This window comes from Alkalitalea saponilacus, assembly GCF_900168165.1.
In the GTDB taxonomy this organism is placed as follows: domain Bacteria; phylum Bacteroidota; class Bacteroidia; order Bacteroidales; family Marinilabiliaceae; genus Natronoflexus; species Natronoflexus saponilacus.
Genome location: NZ_FUYV01000026.1, coordinates 1 through 21,852 on the forward strand (window position 1 = coordinate 1; position 21,852 = coordinate 21,852).

Annotated in this window: 15 protein-coding genes; 10 read left to right on the forward strand and 5 right to left on the reverse strand. The window is 39.8% G+C overall.

Annotated features, from left to right (window positions below):
* The 3 genes from B5X70_RS18095 to B5X70_RS16235 all read left to right on the forward strand — a co-directional run.
* A partial coding sequence (locus B5X70_RS18095; RefSeq protein WP_159450016.1) for a T9SS type A sorting domain-containing protein occupies positions 1 to 480 on the forward strand: 480 nt, incomplete at its 5' end.
* Positions 481 to 722: 242 nt separating this feature from the next.
* On the forward strand, positions 723 to 1,007 hold the full coding sequence (locus B5X70_RS16230) for a type II toxin-antitoxin system TacA family antitoxin (RefSeq protein ID WP_079558985.1): 285 nt from the start codon (positions 723 to 725) through the stop codon (positions 1,005 to 1,007).
* Positions 1,004 to 1,507, forward strand: coding sequence for a GNAT family N-acetyltransferase (locus tag B5X70_RS16235; RefSeq protein ID WP_079558961.1), 504 nt, complete (start codon positions 1,004 to 1,006; stop codon positions 1,505 to 1,507). The genes B5X70_RS16230 and B5X70_RS16235 overlap by 4 nt, the downstream gene beginning before the upstream one ends.
* Before the next feature lie 351 nt (positions 1,508 to 1,858).
* Here B5X70_RS16235 and B5X70_RS16240 read toward each other — a convergent pair whose 3' ends face one another.
* The 4 genes from B5X70_RS16240 to tsaD all read right to left on the reverse strand — a co-directional run bounded on the left by B5X70_RS16240 (position 1,859) and on the right by tsaD (position 5,225).
* On the reverse strand, positions 1,859 to 2,749 hold the full coding sequence (locus B5X70_RS16240; protein ID WP_079558962.1) for a hypothetical protein: 891 nt from the start codon (positions 2,747 to 2,749) through the stop codon (positions 1,859 to 1,861).
* Between the two features lie 17 nt (positions 2,750 to 2,766).
* On the reverse strand, positions 2,767 to 2,997 hold the full coding sequence (locus tag B5X70_RS16245) for a hypothetical protein (protein WP_079558963.1): 231 nt from the start codon (positions 2,995 to 2,997) through the stop codon (positions 2,767 to 2,769).
* 121 nt (positions 2,998 to 3,118) lie between these two features.
* Complete coding sequence (locus B5X70_RS16250; protein ID WP_079558964.1) at positions 3,119 to 3,421, reverse strand: PqqD family protein; 303 nt, start codon at positions 3,419 to 3,421, stop codon at positions 3,119 to 3,121.
* A gap of 787 nt (positions 3,422 to 4,208) precedes the next feature.
* A complete protein-coding gene (tsaD, locus tag B5X70_RS16255; protein WP_079558965.1) occupies positions 4,209 to 5,225 on the reverse strand; it encodes a tRNA (adenosine(37)-N6)-threonylcarbamoyltransferase complex transferase subunit TsaD in 1,017 nt (338 codons plus the stop codon).
* A gap of 329 nt (positions 5,226 to 5,554) precedes the next feature.
* Between tsaD and B5X70_RS16260 the strand changes: the two genes are divergently transcribed.
* The 5 genes from B5X70_RS16260 to B5X70_RS16285 all read left to right on the forward strand — a co-directional run bounded on the left by B5X70_RS16260 (position 5,555) and on the right by B5X70_RS16285 (position 16,812).
* Positions 5,555 to 9,925, forward strand: coding sequence for a translocation/assembly module TamB domain-containing protein (locus B5X70_RS16260; protein WP_079558966.1), 4,371 nt, complete (start codon positions 5,555 to 5,557; stop codon positions 9,923 to 9,925).
* A gap of 68 nt (positions 9,926 to 9,993) precedes the next feature.
* The gene (locus tag B5X70_RS16265) at positions 9,994 to 10,692 is read left to right on the forward strand and encodes a MotA/TolQ/ExbB proton channel family protein (protein ID WP_079558967.1); all 699 of its coding nucleotides are present in this window, start codon (positions 9,994 to 9,996) and stop codon (positions 10,690 to 10,692) included.
* A gap of 11 nt (positions 10,693 to 10,703) precedes the next feature.
* Complete coding sequence (locus tag B5X70_RS16270) at positions 10,704 to 11,093, forward strand: ExbD/TolR family protein (protein ID WP_232468307.1); 390 nt, start codon at positions 10,704 to 10,706, stop codon at positions 11,091 to 11,093.
* 4 nt (positions 11,094 to 11,097) lie between these two features.
* Positions 11,098 to 12,030: an energy transducer TonB family protein gene (locus tag B5X70_RS16275; RefSeq protein ID WP_079558969.1), complete on the forward strand. Its 933-nt coding sequence runs from the start codon at positions 11,098 to 11,100 to the stop codon at positions 12,028 to 12,030.
* A gap of 1,485 nt (positions 12,031 to 13,515) precedes the next feature.
* Positions 13,516 to 16,812 (forward strand): TonB-dependent receptor, encoded by a 3,297-nt coding sequence (locus B5X70_RS16285; RefSeq protein WP_079558971.1) that lies wholly within the window; start codon positions 13,516 to 13,518, stop codon positions 16,810 to 16,812.
* A 122-nt stretch (positions 16,813 to 16,934) separates the two neighbouring features.
* Here the strand turns inward: B5X70_RS16285 and B5X70_RS16290 are convergent, their stop codons facing one another.
* Positions 16,935 to 18,368, reverse strand: a complete 1,434-nt coding sequence (locus B5X70_RS16290; protein ID WP_143255093.1) for a hypothetical protein — start codon at positions 18,366 to 18,368, stop codon at positions 16,935 to 16,937.
* Positions 18,369 to 18,768: 400 nt separating this feature from the next.
* Between B5X70_RS16290 and B5X70_RS16295 the strand changes: the two genes are divergently transcribed.
* Positions 18,769 to 21,036, forward strand: a complete 2,268-nt coding sequence (locus tag B5X70_RS16295) for an efflux RND transporter permease subunit (RefSeq protein WP_232468308.1) — start codon at positions 18,769 to 18,771, stop codon at positions 21,034 to 21,036.
* Positions 21,033 to 21,773 (forward strand): outer membrane lipoprotein-sorting protein, encoded by a 741-nt coding sequence (locus tag B5X70_RS16300; protein ID WP_079558973.1) that lies wholly within the window; start codon positions 21,033 to 21,035, stop codon positions 21,771 to 21,773. Before B5X70_RS16295 ends, B5X70_RS16300 begins: the two co-directional genes overlap by 4 nt.
* Positions 21,774 to 21,852: the final 79 nt, after the last annotated feature.

Sequence of the window (21,852 nt, forward strand, 5' to 3'; positions counted from 1 at the left end):
CCGCTGATTATTCGCAACCGGGTGTCAGGAGATGTAACGCTCACGTTCGATATGAGTTATTACTACGGGATGCATTCTGTTTATCTGGAAGATCGCGACACGGGAGCATTTATCCACGTTACCGCTGGAGGAGAATATGTTTATACGGTGAGCGAACCGGGCGAGCGGGATGATCGTTTCGTGCTTCACTTCTATATGGTCTCCACCGATCTAGAGCCCGAAATGGAAGACCCCAAAGCCGTTTCAGGCATCAACATCACCGGAGTAGCCGGAAAGGCGCTGGTAAGTATTCAATCCGATTTGCTACAGATGGGCGATCCATTAATTGAAGTTTACAGTATTGATGGTAGCAAGATCAATGAAATGAATGCCCGCAGCAGCCGTACTTTAGTGATGTTGCCCAGAACCAGTGGCATATTCATCATCCGGGTAAGTGTAGGCGATTTGGTGAAGAGTGAGCGGGTAGTGGGAGTGAAATGATTAAACGCGGAGACGCTAAAGCGCTGAGAATAATTTAAGAGTTAAAACAATAGAGGGCTTCACCATATGGAGTCCTCTATTTAGTTTATGGGTGATAGTTTATAGTTCTGAGTTGATGGTTTATAGTTCATTGTTTGTTGAAGTTGTACAAAATGCCCATCTTCAGATGACGTACAGTAATATTCCGTACAAAACTTGTTTGTTACGGATAGATTCCGTACATTTGTATGAAAAGTATAATTATGGGAACATTAAGACAAGATAAGGCGAGATTTGACACAAGGCTTCCATTGGAACAAAAGCAACTCTTTGAAAGAGCAGCAATATTAGGTGGATATAGAAACCTAACTGACTTTGTTGTTGTAACTGTTCAAAGTAAAGCTAAGGAGATTATTGAAGAGCGAGAGAGAATAATTGCTTCACAAAAAGACAAAGAAATTTTTTTTGATTCTTTATTAAACCCCCCAAAGCCTAATAATGATTTGATTTCTGCTAAGAGAGAATACGAATTATTAATTTCTAAATGAGATATTTAACTGAACCATTTGATTCTAAGCGTAGCAGAGATGCTTTTAGTTGTGGCAAAGGCTTATTAGATAATTACTTTTGGACACAGGCAAAGCAGGATGTTAAAAGAAAACTATCAGCATGCTTTGTATTAGTTGATAATGAAACAGGTAAAATATCTGGATACTATACTCTTTCGAGTAACAGTATATCAAATGATATGATTCCGGAGTCATTTAAAAAAAAGCTACCAAAATCTTATCTGTCTATACCTACAGTATTACTTGGCAGATTAGCTATTGACAAAGATTTTCAAGGTAAAGGAATCGGGAAACTCCTCTTGATTGATTCATTGAAAAGATGTTATGATGCATCCAAATCAGTTGGAAGTTTTGCTGTTATAGTTGATCCATTGGATAAAGAAGCAGAAAGATTCTATGAGAAATATGGATTTATTAATTTGCCTGACAGTGGAAAGATGTTTTTACCAATGAAAACAATTGAAGAACTGTTTGAATAATGAACTGTTTACACATCGCATATAGCCAATGTCAGGTGAGGTGGTAATTTTAAGCGTTCTATCCCGCCTAAAGTTTTGTGTTAAGTTTTTATTTATGGATTATCAATATTGAGTTTATATTCTGTAGTATTGAACTTTAAACAATCAACCCAAAACAATCAACCCTAATCTTATATGCCTTATGTGGTAAAAACTAACCACGGAGTTCATAGGGATTGACAATATGCACACGAAGTTCACATAGTGGCCATTGTGTCTCCTTTGTGCCCTTTGTGGTTTAAAATGCTTTAAGTTAAAAACATTGAACCTAAACCCTTATATTTCTTATATGGTAAAAAGAACTTCTGTGCCTTATGTGGTTTCCCTCAATTCTCTTATCATTTTTACTATCTCCCCATCGGGTTTAAATCCGCAATCGTATATTGAGGTGTTGGATGTAAAGTCTAAAACCCTGTCCAGATGTTCCTGGGTCATTTCTTGGTTGAAAAAATGTTGAATGCAGTTCGCCATAACTCTCATGGCGGCATTTAATCCTGTTATTTGGTAGAGTTCGTTTGTTTTTGATTGTTTCAACAGGAAGATCCCATTTATTTTTGATTTCTTCGGTGTTTGAGCATAGAACACCATCGGCGTGTTAAACATATGCCAAATACCATTGACTTTATGAAGCCAAAGTCTATCGTCATTAATCACATCGGCGTCGACTTTTTTCCATAATCCGGCCATGGTTGATTTGCCTGTGCCTGAAACCGCTGTAAATAGATAGCTTTGATGATTCAAGGTAACCCCCGAGGCATGTATTAAAAAACCACCTGTGTAGTATGCCAGATAAACCATCAGCAAGGAGCCTAAAGGTTGGAATAGGGGGTCAATGATTATGGCGGCTTGAGTTGTCGGCTTTATCCAAATGTCTATTTTTTTCTTGTCATTATTAACAAATGCTACCAACTCTTCTATTGACTTATTCGTCTTCAAATAATCAACATTAATTACGATTTCTCCGTTGCCATAAAGTATGTGCCAGTTATATGGCATCATCTCTTTGTCGGTTGATTCGCCTGTAAGTTTTTTTTTGTAAGAATTTAGAAGGGGTAAATTATTGGTTGTATGGTAATCGCATTTATAATGAGCGCTGCTTTCTATAATTGGTCTTGTATAGCCCGAAGAGGGGAGTAGTTTAAAAACCAGATGATTGCTTTTATTGATTGCGGTGAGTTTTACAGGACCTAAAAACAAATCCATATATTGCTTACATTTTTCTAATATTGAGGTCTATCTCCTCCAAAAGGGTTTGAAGCTTCTCGGTATTGATGTGAACCATAGTCAGGTTGGTTTTTAGAAGTTTCTTCAGAACTAGTTGTGCTCAAAGGGTCGAACTCACCCTCTCCATCAGTTGGTGAGTTCAGAGAGATGGACATATCAATCACCACCTCCTCAATGGCCGGTTTATGATAAGGTCTTTTTATAATATATTGATTTGTTCTTTTCACCCGTTATGTTTATTTCCTGAGTTGGTATGTTGTAAAATGATACCAGTGAAATGTCTTTGTGTTATTAGTATTGTCCTTAACTCTCTTATTTTCTAATTGTCTATAACTCTAAAAATCTATTTTAAAGCGCCACATCTTCAATAATGTCTTTTTCAATGGCTTCGGTCATGAAGCTTTCCAGATCCCTTTGTAATACAGTCATTTCTACGTCGAATGCTTCAAAAAGTTTCGTGGCTACCATATTCAAAGTTGTTTCTCCATCCAGTAACTCCAAAATGGTGGCTCCCGTTTCGTTGAGGGTAATCACCCTGGTCATATCCGCCACGCTTCTTACCAAAGGAACTAGAACCATTTCATCGCCTACTTTTCGGGTTACAAAATTATCACTTTTTATCCGATAAACCGCATCCATATTCAATGACATCTCTTTATATTATAGATAAGAAGATAATTAGAGTTAAGACAGATAGAAAAGCAATTTAGATGGCCAGATTTAAACTTCTATTGGTCTTATTCATGTATTGATGTAAATATGCTGGAATTCAACCTGTTAATATGTTTTCTGGTGTGTTTTAACAAAGCCGTTTGAAAAATCAATTCTACAATTCATATTCTGCTTCAAGTTAAAACTTTGCGCCTTTGCGTCTCTGTGTTTACTCTAACTTTAATTGGACATGCAAAGATGAAAAAAAATGCGGAATTGTAATGCTTAATTCATGCATCCTTTAACGTAATTTGACGAAAGTGCTGTTTTTTTTTATAAAACATCTTGATTTTTTGGTTAAGTAAGTAAGTTTAGAGTTCTGAGTTTTGGGTTCTGAGTTTATGGTTGATAGTTTTCAAACCACGAAGTTCACAAAGAATACACAAAGGACACCATGATTCTTTCCTTTGTGCCCATTTTGAAATGCTTTGTGTTCATTGTGGTTAAAATCGTATGTGTTTTAAATTGCACACCTACGGCGGTGTTTCTTGTTCTTAGAGGATCCTGGAATTGGTAGGCCCTGCTCTTAGGTTTTCATCCGCCTCTTCACCTAGCAACCTACTAACCACTTAACCTAACCCCACCATAAAATATCAAACTGCACTCATCGCACCTTTTCCTAACCATCAACTATAAATTTTCAACCCCAAACCCCAAACCATCAACTTTCAACCCCAAACCCTCCTCCGCTCTCCTGTCTCCCGTCTCCCGTCTCCTGTCTCCCGTTTTATTTATTCCTCGCATACGGCACCACATCCTGCCCTGCAAATTCCCCTTTCATGTATTTGTAATAGCCAGTTATGGCAATCATGGCAGCATTATCGGTACTGTAGCTGAGTTTTGGAATGTAGGTTTGCCAGCCTCGTTTTTGGGCTTCGGTGGTGATGGCGTTTTGCAGTCCGGTGTTGGCTGATACGCCCCCTGCCAGAGCAATCTCTTTTATGCCGGTCTCTTTGGCGGCTCTTATGAGTTTTCCCATGAGCACTTCCACAATGGTTTTTTGTAGAGATGCGCACAAGCTGGGGATATTTTCATCAATAAAATTGGGGTTCTCTTTAAGCTGGTCGCGCAAAAAATATAGAAAAGATGTTTTTAGGCCTGAAAAACTGTAATTGAGTCCCGGGATTTTCGGTTTGTTAAAAGTAAAGGCATCAGGGTTACCCTGCTGTGCGTATTTGTCGATGAGCGGACCGCCAGGGTATGGCAGACCTATGGTTTTAGCGCATTTGTCAAAAGCTTCGCCTGCGGCATCGTCAATGGTATGTCCTATGATTTCCATATCCAGGTGGTTGCGCACCAAAATGATTTGACTGTTGCCCCCAGAAACCAGCAGGCAAAGAAAAGGAAACTGTGGGACTTTTTTGGGATTGTCCGGTTCCTGAATAAAGTGAGCCAATACGTGCGCCTGCAAATGGTCTATTTCGATAAGGGGAATGTTGCGGGCCAGTGCAAATCCTTTGGCAAATGAAGTCCCCACCAATAAAGATCCCAGCAGACCGGGGCCGCGGGTAAATGCCACGGCATTAACATCCTCAGCTGTAATGCCTGCATCTTTTAATGCCTTAAACACAACAGGTATTATGTTTTGTTGATGAGCTCTGGATGCAAGTTCGGGAACCACACCGCCATACTCCTCGTGAACCGACTGTCCGGCTATTACGTTAGATAGTATGGTATCATTTTTGATGATAGATGCTGAGGTGTCATCACATGAGGATTCAATTCCAAGAATGATGGTTGACATAACAAAAAAAATATTTTAAAGCCTTAATCTAGCTGCTGTTCGATATAAGTTCTATATTTTTGCAAAAAAATAGATAAATAGAATAGTAGATTTATAGAGATTTCGATTGTTTTAGTGAATTGTGGTTTTCCAGTTGGTTATTTTGAACTAACTGAGCTAAACTTCGCTGTTTCTAATCTTTCTGTCTGAACTCTATAATTCTCTTAAATCAACACCTAAAATCTAACCTCCATACAAACTTAAAACCTGTCGTTCTACGACATCAAAATATAAAGGGCAAAAGTATTAAAAAAATACACAAAATATTATTATCAGCACTCATTGTTCTGGTGGGATTTCCATTGATCATTTCCACCATTTTGATGATTCCGGGAGTGCAAACCAGTCTGGTAAGACTGGTTACAGCAAGGTTATCCTCCGATTTAAACACCACCATCAGCATCGACAGGGTTCAGATTTCTCCTTTTTCTGGAATCACACTTTCCGGATTTTTATTGCTCGATCAACAAAACGACACGCTTTTTTACACCAGTAGCTTAAAAACGGGCATCGACCGCTTTTCTATCAGACAAAAACATCTTGGGTTTGGGAATGTACGGGTTCAAAACCCGCAGATAAATATTCGGGAACTTGAGAGTCATGAATTGAACTTTGCATTTTTATTGGATTCGCTTCAAAAATACAGACCCGATTCCGTAATATGGGATTACAGTATTCAGGGGCTACGATTGGTGAATGGCCAAATGAACTTGCAACACTCTCAGTTGCTCCAAATGAATCCGCCCAGGGAATCTATGGACGTATCGGAGATTAACCTCACAGTGGCTTTTGATTTTAACCGGTCTTATACTATGGGATTTAATCTCTATAACGGTCGTTTTCGCAAGAAAACAGGATTGTCGGTTACCGATTTTGGTCTAGCAGGCGCTCTGGGAGACAATCGCCTGGAAATTGATGAGATGCTGATTAAAACAGACCACTCTTTTTGCTCCCTAAATCAGGTATATATCAATTTTGGTGCGGGTAATATTTTTGATGTGGAATTTCGTGCAATGATCAATGAACTAATTGTTTCACCCCACGATATCAGGTTGTACGATAATGAATTTCCGGCCATTGAAACCCCTCTGCTCATAAACGGATTGGTTTATGGCAGCCTGAATAATTTAAAGGGCAGACAGTTTTCGGCTGGTTTTGGTCGAAACACCCAATTGGTCACCAGTTTTGATGTGGATGGTTTATCCGATTTTTACAACGCTTTCGTGTACATGAACATTGAGTCGTTTCAGACCAATGTTACCGACCTGGAACTATTAATACCCGGGGAATCACCTCAGATTCCTTCATTTCTCAACGAGTTTCAAACCATTCATTACAGTGGAAATATTACAGGGTTTATAAACGATATGGTTGCGTTTGGCACCTTTAACAGTCCTTTAGGAACTTTTAGTACTGATATTGGACTGAAAATCATGCCTGAAAACCACATTGTGTTTTCAGGAGATTTGCGAACCTCTGATTTTGATCTGGGGAGACTTTTGAGTATGGAGGATGAGATGGGAAAGATTGCCCTTAACATGGCCATAGATGGTGAGCGAAAATCTGAAACCGATTACCGTTTGCTGATGGATGGAAGCATCTCTGAGATGGAGTTCAGAAAGTATATTTATAGGAACATTAGTGTACAGGGTTTGTTAACCCATCAGATGTTCGACGGACGGATAGATGTAGATGATGTAAATGGCTCATTGGATTTTATAGGTAAAGTTGATATGTCGGGAACTGTGCCTTATTTTGATTTTAACGCAGCCATTCGCAACGCTCGTCTGGACAGATTATTGTTGATGTCTGAAGAAGCTGATTTTGTTCTTTCATTACAGATGAATACCAATTTTGAAGGTGATAATCTGGATGATTTGGTTGGAGAGATTGTCTTAACTGAAGGGTTGCTCACTTCTTCAGAATTATCCCTGGATTTTGATTCTGTTAGTTTGCGCGCCAGTCGGGAGAATGGCAAAAAACGACTGGTTCTTAATTCCCCGTTTGCAAACGGGGAATTGGCAGGAAATTACTCTTTTGTAAATCTCCGAAAAACCATCAATGCATATCTGGGGGATTTTCTACCGGCACTGGTTTCCGCTTCCGTTGAAAATGCTGTCAACACAAACGACTTTGAATTTCATATTGAAGTTTTGGATGTGAGCGATTTACTTACTCTGATATACCCAGAACTGCAAATATCCGACATGGGATTCATCAATGGGAAATTTGCTCCGGCCAGATCGGAAATGAAGTTGGATGCTACTTTTGATTACATCAACTATAAGAATTTTCGTTCAGAGAATTTGGAAATACAAGCCCTTTCGAATGGCGATCAGGATTTAACCATGACTGCACGTGCTGATCGTGCAGGCGTTGGTAAGTTTATTGATTTCAGCAATATATCCATTCATCAAAAGGCAGGAAAGGATACGCTTCAAACTAATTTGTTTTGGAACAATTGGGACGAGGTCACCTATAGCGGTGCATTATATTCAACCTCTTCTTTTAGAAGAGATTCTGAAGGAGAACGGTTTACAAGCATTCTTCTTCATCCCTCATCAGTCATAATGGCCGATACGCTTTGGAATATACATGAAACCATTGTTTCAGTATATCCTAAAGGATTTAGCGTACGAGGTTTCCGCATTGAGAACGACGGCCAGTTTGTGCATTTAAATGGATTTTTGCACCAGGAGGCCGAAGATGGTTTGAATCTGGTATTCAATCGCCTTGATTTGTCAAGATTCCTCGCGGGCACTAAGGAGAGCGATATCTCTTTTGCCGGAATTATAGATGGAGAAATGGTACTTCGTGACTATTTTCGTGAACCATTGTTATCAGGCAATGTTAATGTTCTGAATTTTGAGTTTAATGATGTGGGTTTGGGAGATCTGCGTTTGCGAAGTGTCTGGAATAACGAATTGGAGGCTCTTGCAGTAAATACATCCATCGAAAAAGATGATAAACGAATGTTACAGGGATTCGGATTGTTTCACCCCCAGCAACAACATCTGGATTTTCAGTTTGGTCTCGACAGCCTTGATATAGCTTTCTTAAACCCGTTTATAGAGAATGTTGTTCAAAATGTAACGGGTACTGCTTCCGGACAGATGTTTTTGAAGGGAGAGGTGATGAATCCAAGCCTTACAGGGAAGGTTAACCTTAATAACGGACATTTTGATGTGGACTTTTTAAATACCTCTTATGCTCTTTCCGATTCGGTTCATTTTTACAATAATGAAATCAGATTCCGCAGCATGAAATTGAGAGATCGTCACCAAAGAGAAGGTCGTTTTCACGGATCAATATTTCATAATGGCGCATTTTCAGATATGATTTACAATCTTCGTTTGGAAGCTAATAATATGCTCGTAATGAACACCAATTCATCACACAATGAGTATTACTACGGAAGGGTGTTTGGAACCGGAATATTTTTGGTTACCGGTACAAGTGAAAATGTAAACCTGACAATAAATGGACGTACACGTCCTAATACACGGTTCTTTATCCCAATTCAGTCGGCAACGGAAGCATCCGAGTCTAATTTTATCCGTTTTGTAGGTTCTGCTGATTATGTCTCCGGGTTACCCATTATTGAACCACAGGAGTATACAGTTGATCTTTCAGGCGTAAATCTTGAAATGGATATTGAAATCACCCCTGATGCGCAGGTTCAGATCATTTTTGATGAACGAATTGGGGATATCCTCCAAAGTTCCGGAGCCGGTAATGTTCAGATTCGTATAAATCGCCAGGGACAGATTCGTTTCTACGGTGATTATACCATACAGGAAGGAAATTATCTCTTTTCACTTCAGAATCTCATCAACAAAAGATTTGTCATTAATCAGGGCGGTACTCTGAAATGGCAGGGAGATCCCTATAATGCAGATATTGATATAACAGCTGTATATCGATTGCGTGCTTCATTAAGTGATCTATTTGAGCCAACATCCGTTGGCTCAGGAGCCAACGGTGCTTCAGATCTTCAACGCAGAGTTCCGATACATTGTAATTTGCACTTAACGGATATGCTACAGCAGCCTGTTATCCGTTTTGGACTGGAAATGCCGACATTGGACGAAACTCGTGAATCCCTTATTCTGGATTACATCTCCTCCGAAGAGGAGATGAACCGGCAGGTTCTTTCTCTTTTGGTATTAGGAAGGTTTTACACACCGGAGTATATGCGAATGGGAGGTGCAGGGGCAAACACCATGAGACATGAAAACACCGCTCTTTTAACTACCACGGAGATGTTATCTTCACAAATAAGCCGATGGTTTTCAACTATTAGCAGCGATTTTGATGTGGGCGTAGCCTATCGTCCCGGCGATAACATTACCAGCGAGGAGTTTGAGTTGGCGCTTTCTACCCAAGTGTTTAACAATAGGGTCAGCATCAACGGAAATGTAGGGTACGGAAAGTACCAAACCAACACCAGTAAAATGATCGGTGATTTTGATGTGGATGTCAAACTCAATAGAACCGGTACCATACGTGCCAAAGCCTATACCCGTTCAAATGAAGATTTGCTTTATGAAACATCTCCAACCAGGCAGGGAATTGGTCTATCCTTTAAGGAGGAGTTTGATCATTTCCGGCAATTGATGCAGAAATACTGGCGCATTGTTGCCGGCAGGCGAGAAGATTAGAAAATGTTGAATGTTCACTCTTTTTTTATATTTTAGCAACTTGTAATGACTAATAAAGAATTAAACTTATGAACTTACTATTAATGATGCAGGCAGGAGCCGAGGCCTTAAACGGCGATGCCCTGGACGGTGAAGTTGCTCAGGAGAGCATTCAGCTTTTCGAGTTGGTGCTAAAAGGCGGATGGATTATGATCCCTCTTGCTTTTCTGTCCATCATAACGGTTTATATATTTATAGAACGCTATTTGGTGCTCAAGCGCGTCGCAGTTGAAGACACCACTTTCATGAATCGAATAAAGGACTACATTCACGATGGAAAAATTGATTCAGCATTGTCGCTTTGTCGTTCAAACAACCATCCGGTAGCCCGAATGATCGAAAAAGGAATCACTCGCATCGGTCGGCCTCTGAATGACGTCAACACTGCCATCGAAAACGTTGGTAACCTTGAAATCAGCCGGATGGAGAAGCGCCTGCCAACTTTAGCAACCGTGGCCGGAGGGGCACCTATGATCGGGTTTCTTGGTACGGTTATTGGAATGATTAAATCGTTCTGGGAGATGGCCGAAGCGCAGGGAAGTGTTGAAGTGGCGCAACTGGCAGGCGGTATTTATACCGCCCTTGTTACAACGGTAACCGGATTGATTGTAGGGATTATGGCATACTTTGCCTATAACATCCTGGTGGCAAAAGTTGAAAAAGTTATTTTCAAAATGGAAGCCAGAACCATGGAGTTTATGGATATTTTAAATGAACCGGCACGCTAATTCTTTTTGTGATGTTAAAATCAAGAAGTAAAATCAATGCAACATTTAGCATGTCGTCGATGACCGATATTGTGTTTCTGTTGTTGATCTTTTTTATGATCACATCAACACTGGTCAACCCGAATGCTATCAAACTGATGCTGCCACAAAGCCAGCAACAGGCTACTGCGTCGCCTGTTACTTCGGTTTCAATTACCAGAGAGTTAAATTATTATGTGGAGCGCCAACCGGTAAGTTTTAACCAGATAGAGAGTGTTCTTAGAGAGCGGCTGGCAGGCGAGGAAGAACCATACATCTCGTTACACGTGGATGAGAATGTACCAATGAAAGAAGTGGTAAAAGTGATGAACATTGCCAGAAACAATAATTATAGGGTGATATTAGCAACCAGAGCCAGGTAGTGATATGGAAGAGCAGGACAGACTGGAAAAAAATAGTGACAGAACATATGGAATGGTTGGTACCATTATATTCCATGGTGTTTTGTTATTGCTTTTTCTGATATGGGGTTTAACCACCATTGTTCAGGAAGAGGAGGGGATTCTTGTGGCGCTTGGTGATTCCCAGGTTGGAATGGGAACATCTGCACCACCACGGACAGCTCCAACGCCTCAGCCTGCTGCATCTCAAGCCACTCCACCGCCTCCGGCTTCACCGCCTGTTGCATCTACGCCCCAGCCAAGCAGGGAACAGGTGATGACTCAAAATGTTGATCCAGCACCTGCGGTTTCTCCCGAGGAGAAAGCACGCCGTGAAGCACGGGAAAGGGAAAGACTTGAGGAGCAACGACGACTAGAAGAACAAGAACGCCAAAGACGCATAGAACAGGAACGGCAGCGCCAGGAACAACTGGAGCGTCAGCGACGTGAGGAAGAGGAGAGAAGAAGACGTGAAGAGCAGGAACGACAGGCTCAGGCTGCACGTGATGCTGCAAGCAGAGCTTTCAGCGGTACAGGCGGGTCCGATCAGTCCCAAGGAGATACAGAGGGTAGCGGTACTCAGGGACATTTATCGGGAGATCCATCTGCATCAGGAACCACAGGAACTGGTTTAGGTCAGTCAGGTTCCTCATTTAGCCTTTCTGGAAGGAGTTTGTCTGGAGCGTTACCCAGACCAGAGTATAATATACAGGAGGAAGGAATCGTTGTGGTTGAAATCACCGTTGACAGAACTGGGGTCGTAACAAATGCACAACCAATTCTGCGAGGTACAACAACTCAAAATTCGTACTTGTGGAGGGTCGCAAGGGAAGCTGCTTTAAAAGCTCGTTTTAACCGTGATCCAAATGCGCCTGCATTTCAAACAGGAACCATCAGTTATCATTTTATTCTTAATTAGGACAATCGCTTCATAAGTTATTTTTAAAAGGGCTTCGCAACCGCGAAGCCCTTTTGCATATTACAATTCGCAAGCCATTCAGTTACCCGAACTGTTTTGAGATCAACACTACTTGTTAATTCTATGTTAATACACTATTTTTAATTTGGAATGAATTAAAAGAGGGTTATTTTTAAAATGAGGATTCTATTTCTCATGACAAAAATCATTGATTTGCTGCATCTGGTTTGGGCCTTGTCATCAGGTTTGCTGATTTTATGTGGAGATATAAGGTGTAGAGCCATGGGTGGATAGAGTGGATTCTTGTCAGCATTTCGAAACTCTTGTTTTTATTAGTTATTGACAAGGTTACGTTTTTTACAATTTTTAAAAAAATATCTTTTTTGATACTTTTTAAGCAAGCTGGGTTTGTTGATGAATTCTCAGGTTTAGAAGAGGTTGAAAAAAGTGATCATTTATTGCGGTTAATTATTGTTAAAATCCATCTGTATTTGAAACAAATTTGATAAACTTGCAGTATAATTTGATGAACGACACAAATCAAAGGATTAAGGTTCTTTCATAATTTTAAGGCTAGGGTAAAAAGAATATTTGGGATTCAATCTCATTGAGTCCCAAATTTCAACTAAAGTTGTATTTTATTTGTTTTATTAAATAAAATAGGTTTTTCATAATTTTGGGTTAGGGTTAAGGTTAGAAACGGGATACGTCAAACGAGGCGGTCCCGTTTCTGTTTTTATACCCTTTTTTGGTTAGTGCTGTGTCGGTCAGATGGCATAGAAATCCTATTCATTCAGCTTCCTTAGTAAATTTTCATGGTTAATAGAAAGGTTGGTCTTATCTTGTAGTTTGAAAACTTTATTGTAGTCTCAATAGCAATAGAGCATTTGTCCCGAATACCTCGGGATCGAAATTTAGATATTAGGTGAAGTCAATTTGCAGATTAAAAGCAAGTTGTGTTTTCTTGAAATATCATCAACGGCAATCATACTTACAATGCCACATTTTTTTCTATAAATCTAGTTTTGAGCCAATCAACCATCAACTCAGCAATTAAGACGCATGTAACATGCAGATAAATAGTTCCATAGAGTTTATGACCGATAGAATGTGCGTAATTGAGATGATTGGAATTGTATTCTTTGATTTACTATAAATAAAGATCAAAGTACTTAATATACAATAAACAGGTGTTGTTTATATTGAACTAATATGATTTAAATCATTATTTCATAGGAGTTTGGAGCTTAGGATTGAAGTCTAGTAAAATAGGTGGTTATTAAATATAATTGAATATCAGATGTTTATTCAGATTTAATTTTTCTTTAATCTTTTCTTGTAAATATTTTAACTATGTAGCATTGGGATGCCGGTATCTTTGAGGTGTGGAATAATAATAAAGAATGGTTTAAATTGCGAGAGATTTAACCAGGTATTGCTTATTTTTTTCCAAACTTAATTAATTCACCAAACTTTTTTAAACAAATGGGAAATTCAAGGATTTTTGCATTACTGTTTGGCATCCTTGTGATGTCATGGCTTTTTCAGCCTTTAACTGGTCAGGTTACAACTTCGGGGATAAATGGAAGGGTGCTTGATGACAACAATGAGCCACTACCTGGAGTAACAGTTGTTGCTTTGCATGAACCATCAGGAACTCAATATGGCGCTACCACTAACTCCGAAGGCTTCTATAACCTACACGGCATGCGTCCGGGGGGGCCTTACCGTGTAGAATTTTCTTTTGTTGGATATCCTAAGGAAGCGTTTTCTGAGATAGTTTTGTATTTAGGTCAAACCTTTTCTTTGGATGCTGTTTTGACAGAGGGGGCTTATGAACTTGGAGAGATTATGGTCGTTGGTCGAAAAGCCTCTGCTTTTCAAACGGACAAAACTGGTGCAATGACCAATATTTCAAACCAACAGTTGAATGAGATGCCAACCATAAACCGTAGCATTTCGGATATTGCCCGTATATCCCCGTATGCTAATGGGATGGGTTTTGCCGGAGGTGATGGTCGTTCAACCAATTTCACTGTGGATGGTGCGAATTTTAACAACAACTTTGGGTTGAGTGCAAATTTGCCGGGCGGTGGAAATCCTATTTCATTGGATGCCATTGAAGAAATTCAGGTTGTTGTAGCTCCATTTGATGTTCGCCAGACAAATTTTATTGGCGGAGGGATCAATGCTATCACAAAATCAGGTACCAACACTTTTTCCGGTTCTGCTTATACTTATTATACTAATCAGGACATGCGAGGCAACAAAATAGGAGATGTTGATTTTGGCGACCGTGATGAAGAATCCAGAACAATCTATGGTGCAACCTTAGGTGGTCCAATCATCGAAAACAAACTTTTCTTTTTTGTTAACGCCGAAATAGAAAAACAACCCGAGCAGGTTGTATTCTGGAGACCTTCTGAAAATGGTGTTGCTAATACAGATCTGATGCTTTCACGCACAATTGTGTCTGACATGCAACGGGTTAGACAACATCTGATCGATAATTATGGCTACGACCCGGGTTCTTATTCAAATTATCCGGCTGATCAAAGCAATACAAAGTTTTTGGCGCGTATTGACTGGAACATTAATGACGCAAACAAACTAAGTCTGCGTTATAACTATACCAAGAATCAGTCATGGAATCAAACAAATGGGAACTCCACCGATGCAGGCTTCCGTAACAGGGCAATGAATCGTATCTCGCAACACTCAATGGCATTCTCAAATTCGACCTACTCCTCGGATAATATCGTGAACTCGTTCTCCTTGGATTTAAACAGTCGGTTGACCAATAATATATCAAATCAGTTCTTAGCAACCTATACCGAAATTCAGGATATGCGTGGATCTAATTCTGACCCATTTCCATTTATTGATATTATGTACGGTGTAAATCCTGATGGCTCTCAAATTCTTGAGCCTTATATCTCGGCAGGTTATGAGCTGTTTACATGGAACAATGGTGTAAATAACAACATTTTCAACATTGTAAATAATACAAATTTATATCTGAATGACCATAAACTAACCATAGGTGCCAGCTATGAATACCAGATGGCGAACAATGCCTATATGCGAAACGGAACCGGATACTACCGTTATGCCAGTATCGACGATTTTTTGAATCAAGCAGCTCCAAGGGATTTCGCACTTACTTATGGTTATGATGGTGAAAAGAATCCGGCGGCAGAAGTTGCTTTTAATCAGTTTGGTATTTATGCTCAAGACGAATGGAGTGTTAATCCTGATTTGAAGTTAACATTTGGTTTGCGTGCTGATTATCTTAAATATGTTGATAATATTATCAGAAACAATGCCATCTATGAGTTAGATTTTGGTGGTAAAAGAATTGATACAGGTGAATGGCCTTCAGCAAATGTTCAGATTTCACCAAGAGTTGGATTTGTTTGGAATGTAACTGAAGATCAGAGTGTAAAACTTCGTGGTGGTACCGGTATGTTCGCAGGCAGATTACCATTGGTGTTCTTCACCAACATGCCTACTAATTCAGGCATGGTTCAAGGTAGTTATGCAGCGGTTACAACATATGACTCCGATGGAAACATAGATGAGGTTGACCCTAATCTGGAAAGACTTGCAGGGCCAATGATCACAGATGTAAATCAAATGATCAGCACATTAGGTCTGCAAAATACCATCTCACCTGCAGACGGTGCGCTTCCTCGTGATGTTAATGCAATATATCCTGATTTTAAGATGCCTCAGGTTTGGAAAACTTCCTTAGCAATAGACTATGAAGTACCTACCACATTCCCATTATCTGTAACTTTGGAAGGTATTTATACAAAAACCATCAACGGAGTCATGCTTAAGAATCACAACTTAAGACAACCTGATGATAGTTGGGAACGTTTCAGTGGAGCTGATGACAGGTATATCTATCCTGCATCTGCCGATTTGACCTATGCTTCCCGAAATGCATATGTCCTTTCAAATACCAATAAAGGATGGGGAGCAATTGGAAATATTTCTGTTTTTGCTGAGCCAATTCAGGATTTAAATCTGATGTTTGCGTACACGCTTACAGAATCCAAGGAGATTTCAGGTATGCCAGGAAGTAATGCTGCTTCTGCTTATTCAGGACTTATTCAGGTGAATGGACCACATCTTCCTGAGTTGCAACGCTCACAGTTTGTTGTTCCCTCTAAGGTAATTGCATCAGCGTCATACAGAATTCCTTATGCGAATAATCACATGGCTACATCCGTTAACCTTTTCTATACCGGATCTTCACCATATGGAAACAGCTTTACTCTAACCAATGATATGAATGGTGATGGTATTGCAACTGATTTGATTTACATTCCTAAAGAAAGAGGTGAATTAAGTTTTGTGAGTCAGGCTGATGAAGATGCCTTCTTTGCATTCATTGCACAAGATAAGTATTTGAGTAACAATCAAGGAGGATATGCAGAGGCTTATGCTGCCAGAGCGCCATGGGCTCACCGTTTTGATTTGCGTTTCACTCAGGATTTTAGTCTAGATATTAGTGGACGTAAGAATACTTTGCAGTTGACACTCGACTTCCTCAATTTTGGAAACTTTATTAACAGTGAATGGGGAGTTTACAAAAATATGTTTGCGAGCAATAACGGTCTGATTCTTACTTACGAGGGTATGGATGCCAACAATGTGCCCAGCTTCTCAATGGTTAGGGATTCTGATGGGGATTTCCTGAAGGAGACATACTCAACATATTATCACAGAAGTCAGGTTTGGCAACTCCAAATAGGTGCAAAGTATTTTTTCTAAGAGATAACTTAAAAGACGAAAAAAGACCCGTATCCCATGCGGGTCTTTTTTGTGTTCAATTATTGTAGGTTTTATTCAAAATAGAAGTTCTGATTAAGTGGCAGATTGTATATGTTTATATTTCATTGCTTGGATAACTCAAATTTATAGTCCCCGTGCCATAAAGTAAAGGTATGGTCGTCTATCGTGTATCGGCTTAGGGTAAAATAGTCTGCATTATCTCTTGCAGGGTTCTCTTCATTTGGGTAAAATTCACAATATACTGCGTGAAATAAGAAATATGATTCTCCGTTGAGATCACCCAAATCATATATATAACCTTCCTGTTTGCTTCCGTATTGTTCCCAAACAATATAACCATTGTCCACGTTCAATGTGGAGATGATGTCTTCTCCGTCTTGAATATACCAAGAGCCTTCAGCAGCTGGAAAGTCTTTCATATTGACTTTTTGCATCATGATGTCATCGCTGCCGGGTCTCAAAGTCAGGGTCTTTCCATCTTCTGATAAACTGACAGGCATTCCATGTTTTACATTATCGGTTATATGATTCCATGAGTAAGAGTTGCTGTCCCAGTCATGCTGTATAGTTATTGTCAGACGATCCTGTCCGGAAGTCTCATAAGGGCCTTTATGACCTGCTACAGGGTCGCTGTCAAGAAACGAAAATAGGAGATAGTCTTCTTCTTTTATTTGTAAAAATATCATGTTGCAATCTTTGTCTCCCGGACCTAAAATGAAATGTTCAGAGATTATTAACCAATCACCAGTTAAGTCAAACTCAACATCATGATCTCCATTGGTATCTTCCTTTGTGAAAACAACATCGCCCTCTGGAAATTTAATAGTAAACGTATCATCAGACTTATTGTATTCATATATTGCATAATAGTCTGATGGACCATATTTCATGCTGACCTGAATGTTGATAAGCAGGTAGTTTTTGTTTTTGTAGCTCATGGTCTGTATAATTCCTGTTGTTATTTCCCCGGGAATATGCATTTGAAATGTTCCATTTTCAGCCAATGAGAGTTTCCCCATTTCGCTGTTCCATTCGCCGGATAAATGCTCTGGGTTTCTTAAAACTGTGCGTTGAAGTGTGTGTGTTTGGTTTACTTCGTCATTTTCGATTACCAAGGTGTGTTCATTTTTTATTTCAGCAGTGAGGTAGACTGAAAAAGACTCACGACTCCCCCTCCATAATTCGGTTTGACTGTCCCATTCCTGGTGTATGTCAATAATGAGTTCACTGTCGTTCTGGTAGTAGGTGTATGGCCCATGAAGTCCGGCAACCTGCTGCTCTTCAGTCAGCGAAATAATTGTACACTCCTGGTCATTAAACTTCAAATAAAGAATCGTTGCTTCTTTGTCATCCGGGCCAATAAACGTTTCATTGTAGATGCCCACCCATGTTCCATGGATTAAATTTTCAGGATCATAATCATTTTCATCAATCAGGATCACATCGTCGTCATCATCATTACATGATACCCCTATTACAGCTAAGCCAGCCATAAGAATTAATAGTGTCAGTAAATTCAAGATCTTTTTAAACATAATCTTTTGGTTTTGTGGTTTTTAATAGATGAATTATAAAGATATGGATTCTGGATTGTTCTTCCCAAATATTTAACAAAATAGTTGGTGGGGATTTTGGGTGTAAAATGTTTTAATTCCTGAGTTCTTGCTTTTCAATGCCCCTGGATATTCTTGTTGGTAAAGCTCTCCATGGATATGGATGCCCTTTAATTGACTGAGAATTCGTTTTCTCAATTAAATTCACCGTTTTCATTTTTATTGCTACATTTGCCCTTTCTTAAAATTCATTTAATGTTTTTGTAACGATCATTAGATTGTTACGATTTTCTTCTGATTACCAAACTAGTTTTCATTGATTTTGCCGGGTTCAAAAACCGGCGAAATGTGACTGTTAATCACATTAATAAAATCATCTAACGTGGATAAACTAATTGGGAAATACCGACTTCTATTTGTACCTGCCATTTTTATTCTGGCTGTTTTGGCTGTTTCTCAGTTTCCCAGGTTAAATGTTAATCCCGGGTTTGATGATTACATTCCCGGAGAAGTTGGAAATCGTGCTTATATGAACGTTCTCGACAGTATTTTTGGTGGCAATGAAAAGCTGATGCTGATACTGACCGGGGAGGATGTTATCCTGAACCAACAAACTTTTGAGAGGATTTACAGGTTAACAAATGGCCTTCTGGCAATTGAGGGAGTTGAGAATGCCACATCCATTAAGAATGTATTTACACTTGCCATGGTGGATGGTTTTACCACGCAAATTCCAATTATTGATGAAGAGCAAATTGAAAAGAATGAACTCGGTGCATTAAAATCAGCCATAGAAAATAGCGAGGCAGCCCAACGGTTTGTTTCTTCGGATTTTACATCTACGGCCATAATTGTGACGAAGTCACTTGGCACCGATGATGATGCGTTGGTGGCGGATATGATATCCGTCATTGAAAACAACCCCGGCAGGGAGGCTGTTTACATCGGGGGCCTTCCATATTTACGCACTTCCATTAAGACATACATCAATCGCGATTTAAAACTATTGCTGCCTACCGCACTGGTTTTAATGGTGTTGATGCTTTATTTCTTTTTCAGGGAGTGGAAAGGGGTTTTATTGCCTTTTTCGGTGGTTGTGTTGTCTATTATCTTCTCATTTGGGTTTATGGCTGTTATGGATTGGGAAATTTCACTGGTGTCGGTTTTGCTGCCCATCATGCTGATAGCCATTGCCAACGATTATGGCATTCACCTTATAAACTTATACCAGGAAAAGTGTAGAACAGGCAATTTCAACAGCATGGGAGCCATTGCCATGGAAATATACCGTGAACTGCGTAAGCCGATTCTGATTACCGCCCTGACAACAATCGGGGGAATGCTTGGATTGCTGACCCATAAAATGGCTCCGGCTGCTCAGTTGGGGGTGCTTGCATCTTTGGGGATTTTGCTCGCATTTTTAATGAGCATTTTTCTGATTCCCGTGCTTCTGAGTTTTTACGGAAAAAGAAGAATCGTGCAGCGAAAGACGAAAAAAGAGAAAGAGACATTCATCAACCTGATTTTGCCGTTGTTTGTCCGTTGGGTTTTACATCATCCCCGTCGGGTTGTGGTTTGTTTTATCATTATTGCCATTGTAAGTACTTTTGGTATCTTTTTTATAAAAATAGATACCAACATTGAAGGTTATTTTTTGGGGAAATCGGATATAAGTAAAAGTGTTGAACTGGTAAATGAGAAGTTTGGAGGTTCACAATACGTATCCGTATTGTTCAGTGGTGATGTTTTGTCACCCGACGCTTTGCAAAATATGGAGCACTTTGCTTTGGTGGCAACAGAAATTCCTGAAGTGGGTCATGTGCTTTCACCTTCAGCCTTCTTCAGGGAGTTGAGCCAAGGGTTATACGAGCCTGATGAAGCCGGATATGGAGAGTTGCCCCAGTCAAAAGCTGAGGCGGTTCAATATCTGGAGGTTGCATTCATGCTGGGGTTTCAGGGGGAGGTTTCTCAGCTGGTTGATTTTGATTACAGCAATGCAAGAATGCTGGTAAGCATGACCGACGGAAGTAACCAGACAGGAAAGAAAGTGCTTGATGCTCTTCATCAAATCACGCTAAACGACCCTCGTTTGGTAGCCATCGCAGGTCCCGGACTGTCAAAAATACAAATGGCTGACATGGTGATTCACGGTCAGATTGCATCCCTTGCACTTGCTTTGGTCATCATACTGATTCTGTTGTCGGTGATTTTTAAATCACCGGCTGCCGGCTTTAAAGGCATTTTGCCATTGTTGCTGTCTGTGCTGTTTCTGTTTGGTGTGATGGGATATCTTGGGATTGCACTCGACATAGTGACAGCACTGCTTTCGTCCATCATGATTGGTGTAGGCATTGATTATACCATTCATTTCTTATGGCGCTATAAATCAGAATATGCTAAATTGGCTGATAATTCCCAAGCCATTGAAAATAGTCTGATGACCGCAGGAAGAGGCATCATTTATAATGCCTTTTCCGTTATGGTTGGATTTTCTGTATTGATGCTGTCGGGGTTCGCTCCATTACGATTTTTTGGCGTGCTGGTAACGGTCTCAATTTTTGCTTGTTTAATGAGTGCTTTGTTGTTAATTCCCGCGTTAATAACACTCACAAAGCCGACTTTTTTACAAAAACAAAGTGAATTAAAATGAACAGATTAATTTCCATTATAACTGCAATAATGTTTTGCAATTTTTGGGGATTGCATTCGCAAACCCCAAATGAGTTGTTTCGCCAATCTTTGGACAAAATAGCACGGCAAAACATTCATCTTGAAGTTGAACTTAAATCTACCGACCGAAGGGGAAACAGCCGCATTAGGGAAATGGAAGTTTTTACATCGAACATTGATGATGTAAGGTATGTAAAAGTTGAATTGCTTTCACCCGATGAGGTGAAAGGTGTAAAGATAGTTACATCGGGAAGTGAAGAGAATCATGGGGTAGTTGAGATTTTTATGCCTGCTACCGGAAGAGTTCAACGCCTGAGAACTTACGATAATCCAACCGTTATGGGGAGCGAAATTCCACTTGACCAGTTAAATTTTGATGCATATAGAAATTATAAGTTTTCAATGGAAGGAAGTGAAATGATCAACAGTGTGGAGCATCATAAACTGAAATTGGAGTCACCCGATGAGGGGGGATGGTTTTATGTGTGGATATCGACAGATGAGGTTTTACTCAATCGCATTGAAAGATTTAATGCCAACGGTATTAAATCCATGGAAACAGAGATTTCAGGTTATAAGGAAGTAGAGCAACAAAACGGAGTTTTGTTTCCTTCTAAAATTAAAACCTCCAACCATCAAACGAACGAACAATCGGTGATGAGAATTCGTTCCGTACAACGTATCCTTCATCCTGCCAAAGAAGATTACACGCTTTGAAAGATGATGTGAATTGGTAATTTCCGATAGAGCAGAGGTTTTATTTTTATTCAATCCCTTAACCCAACAATTCAATAAT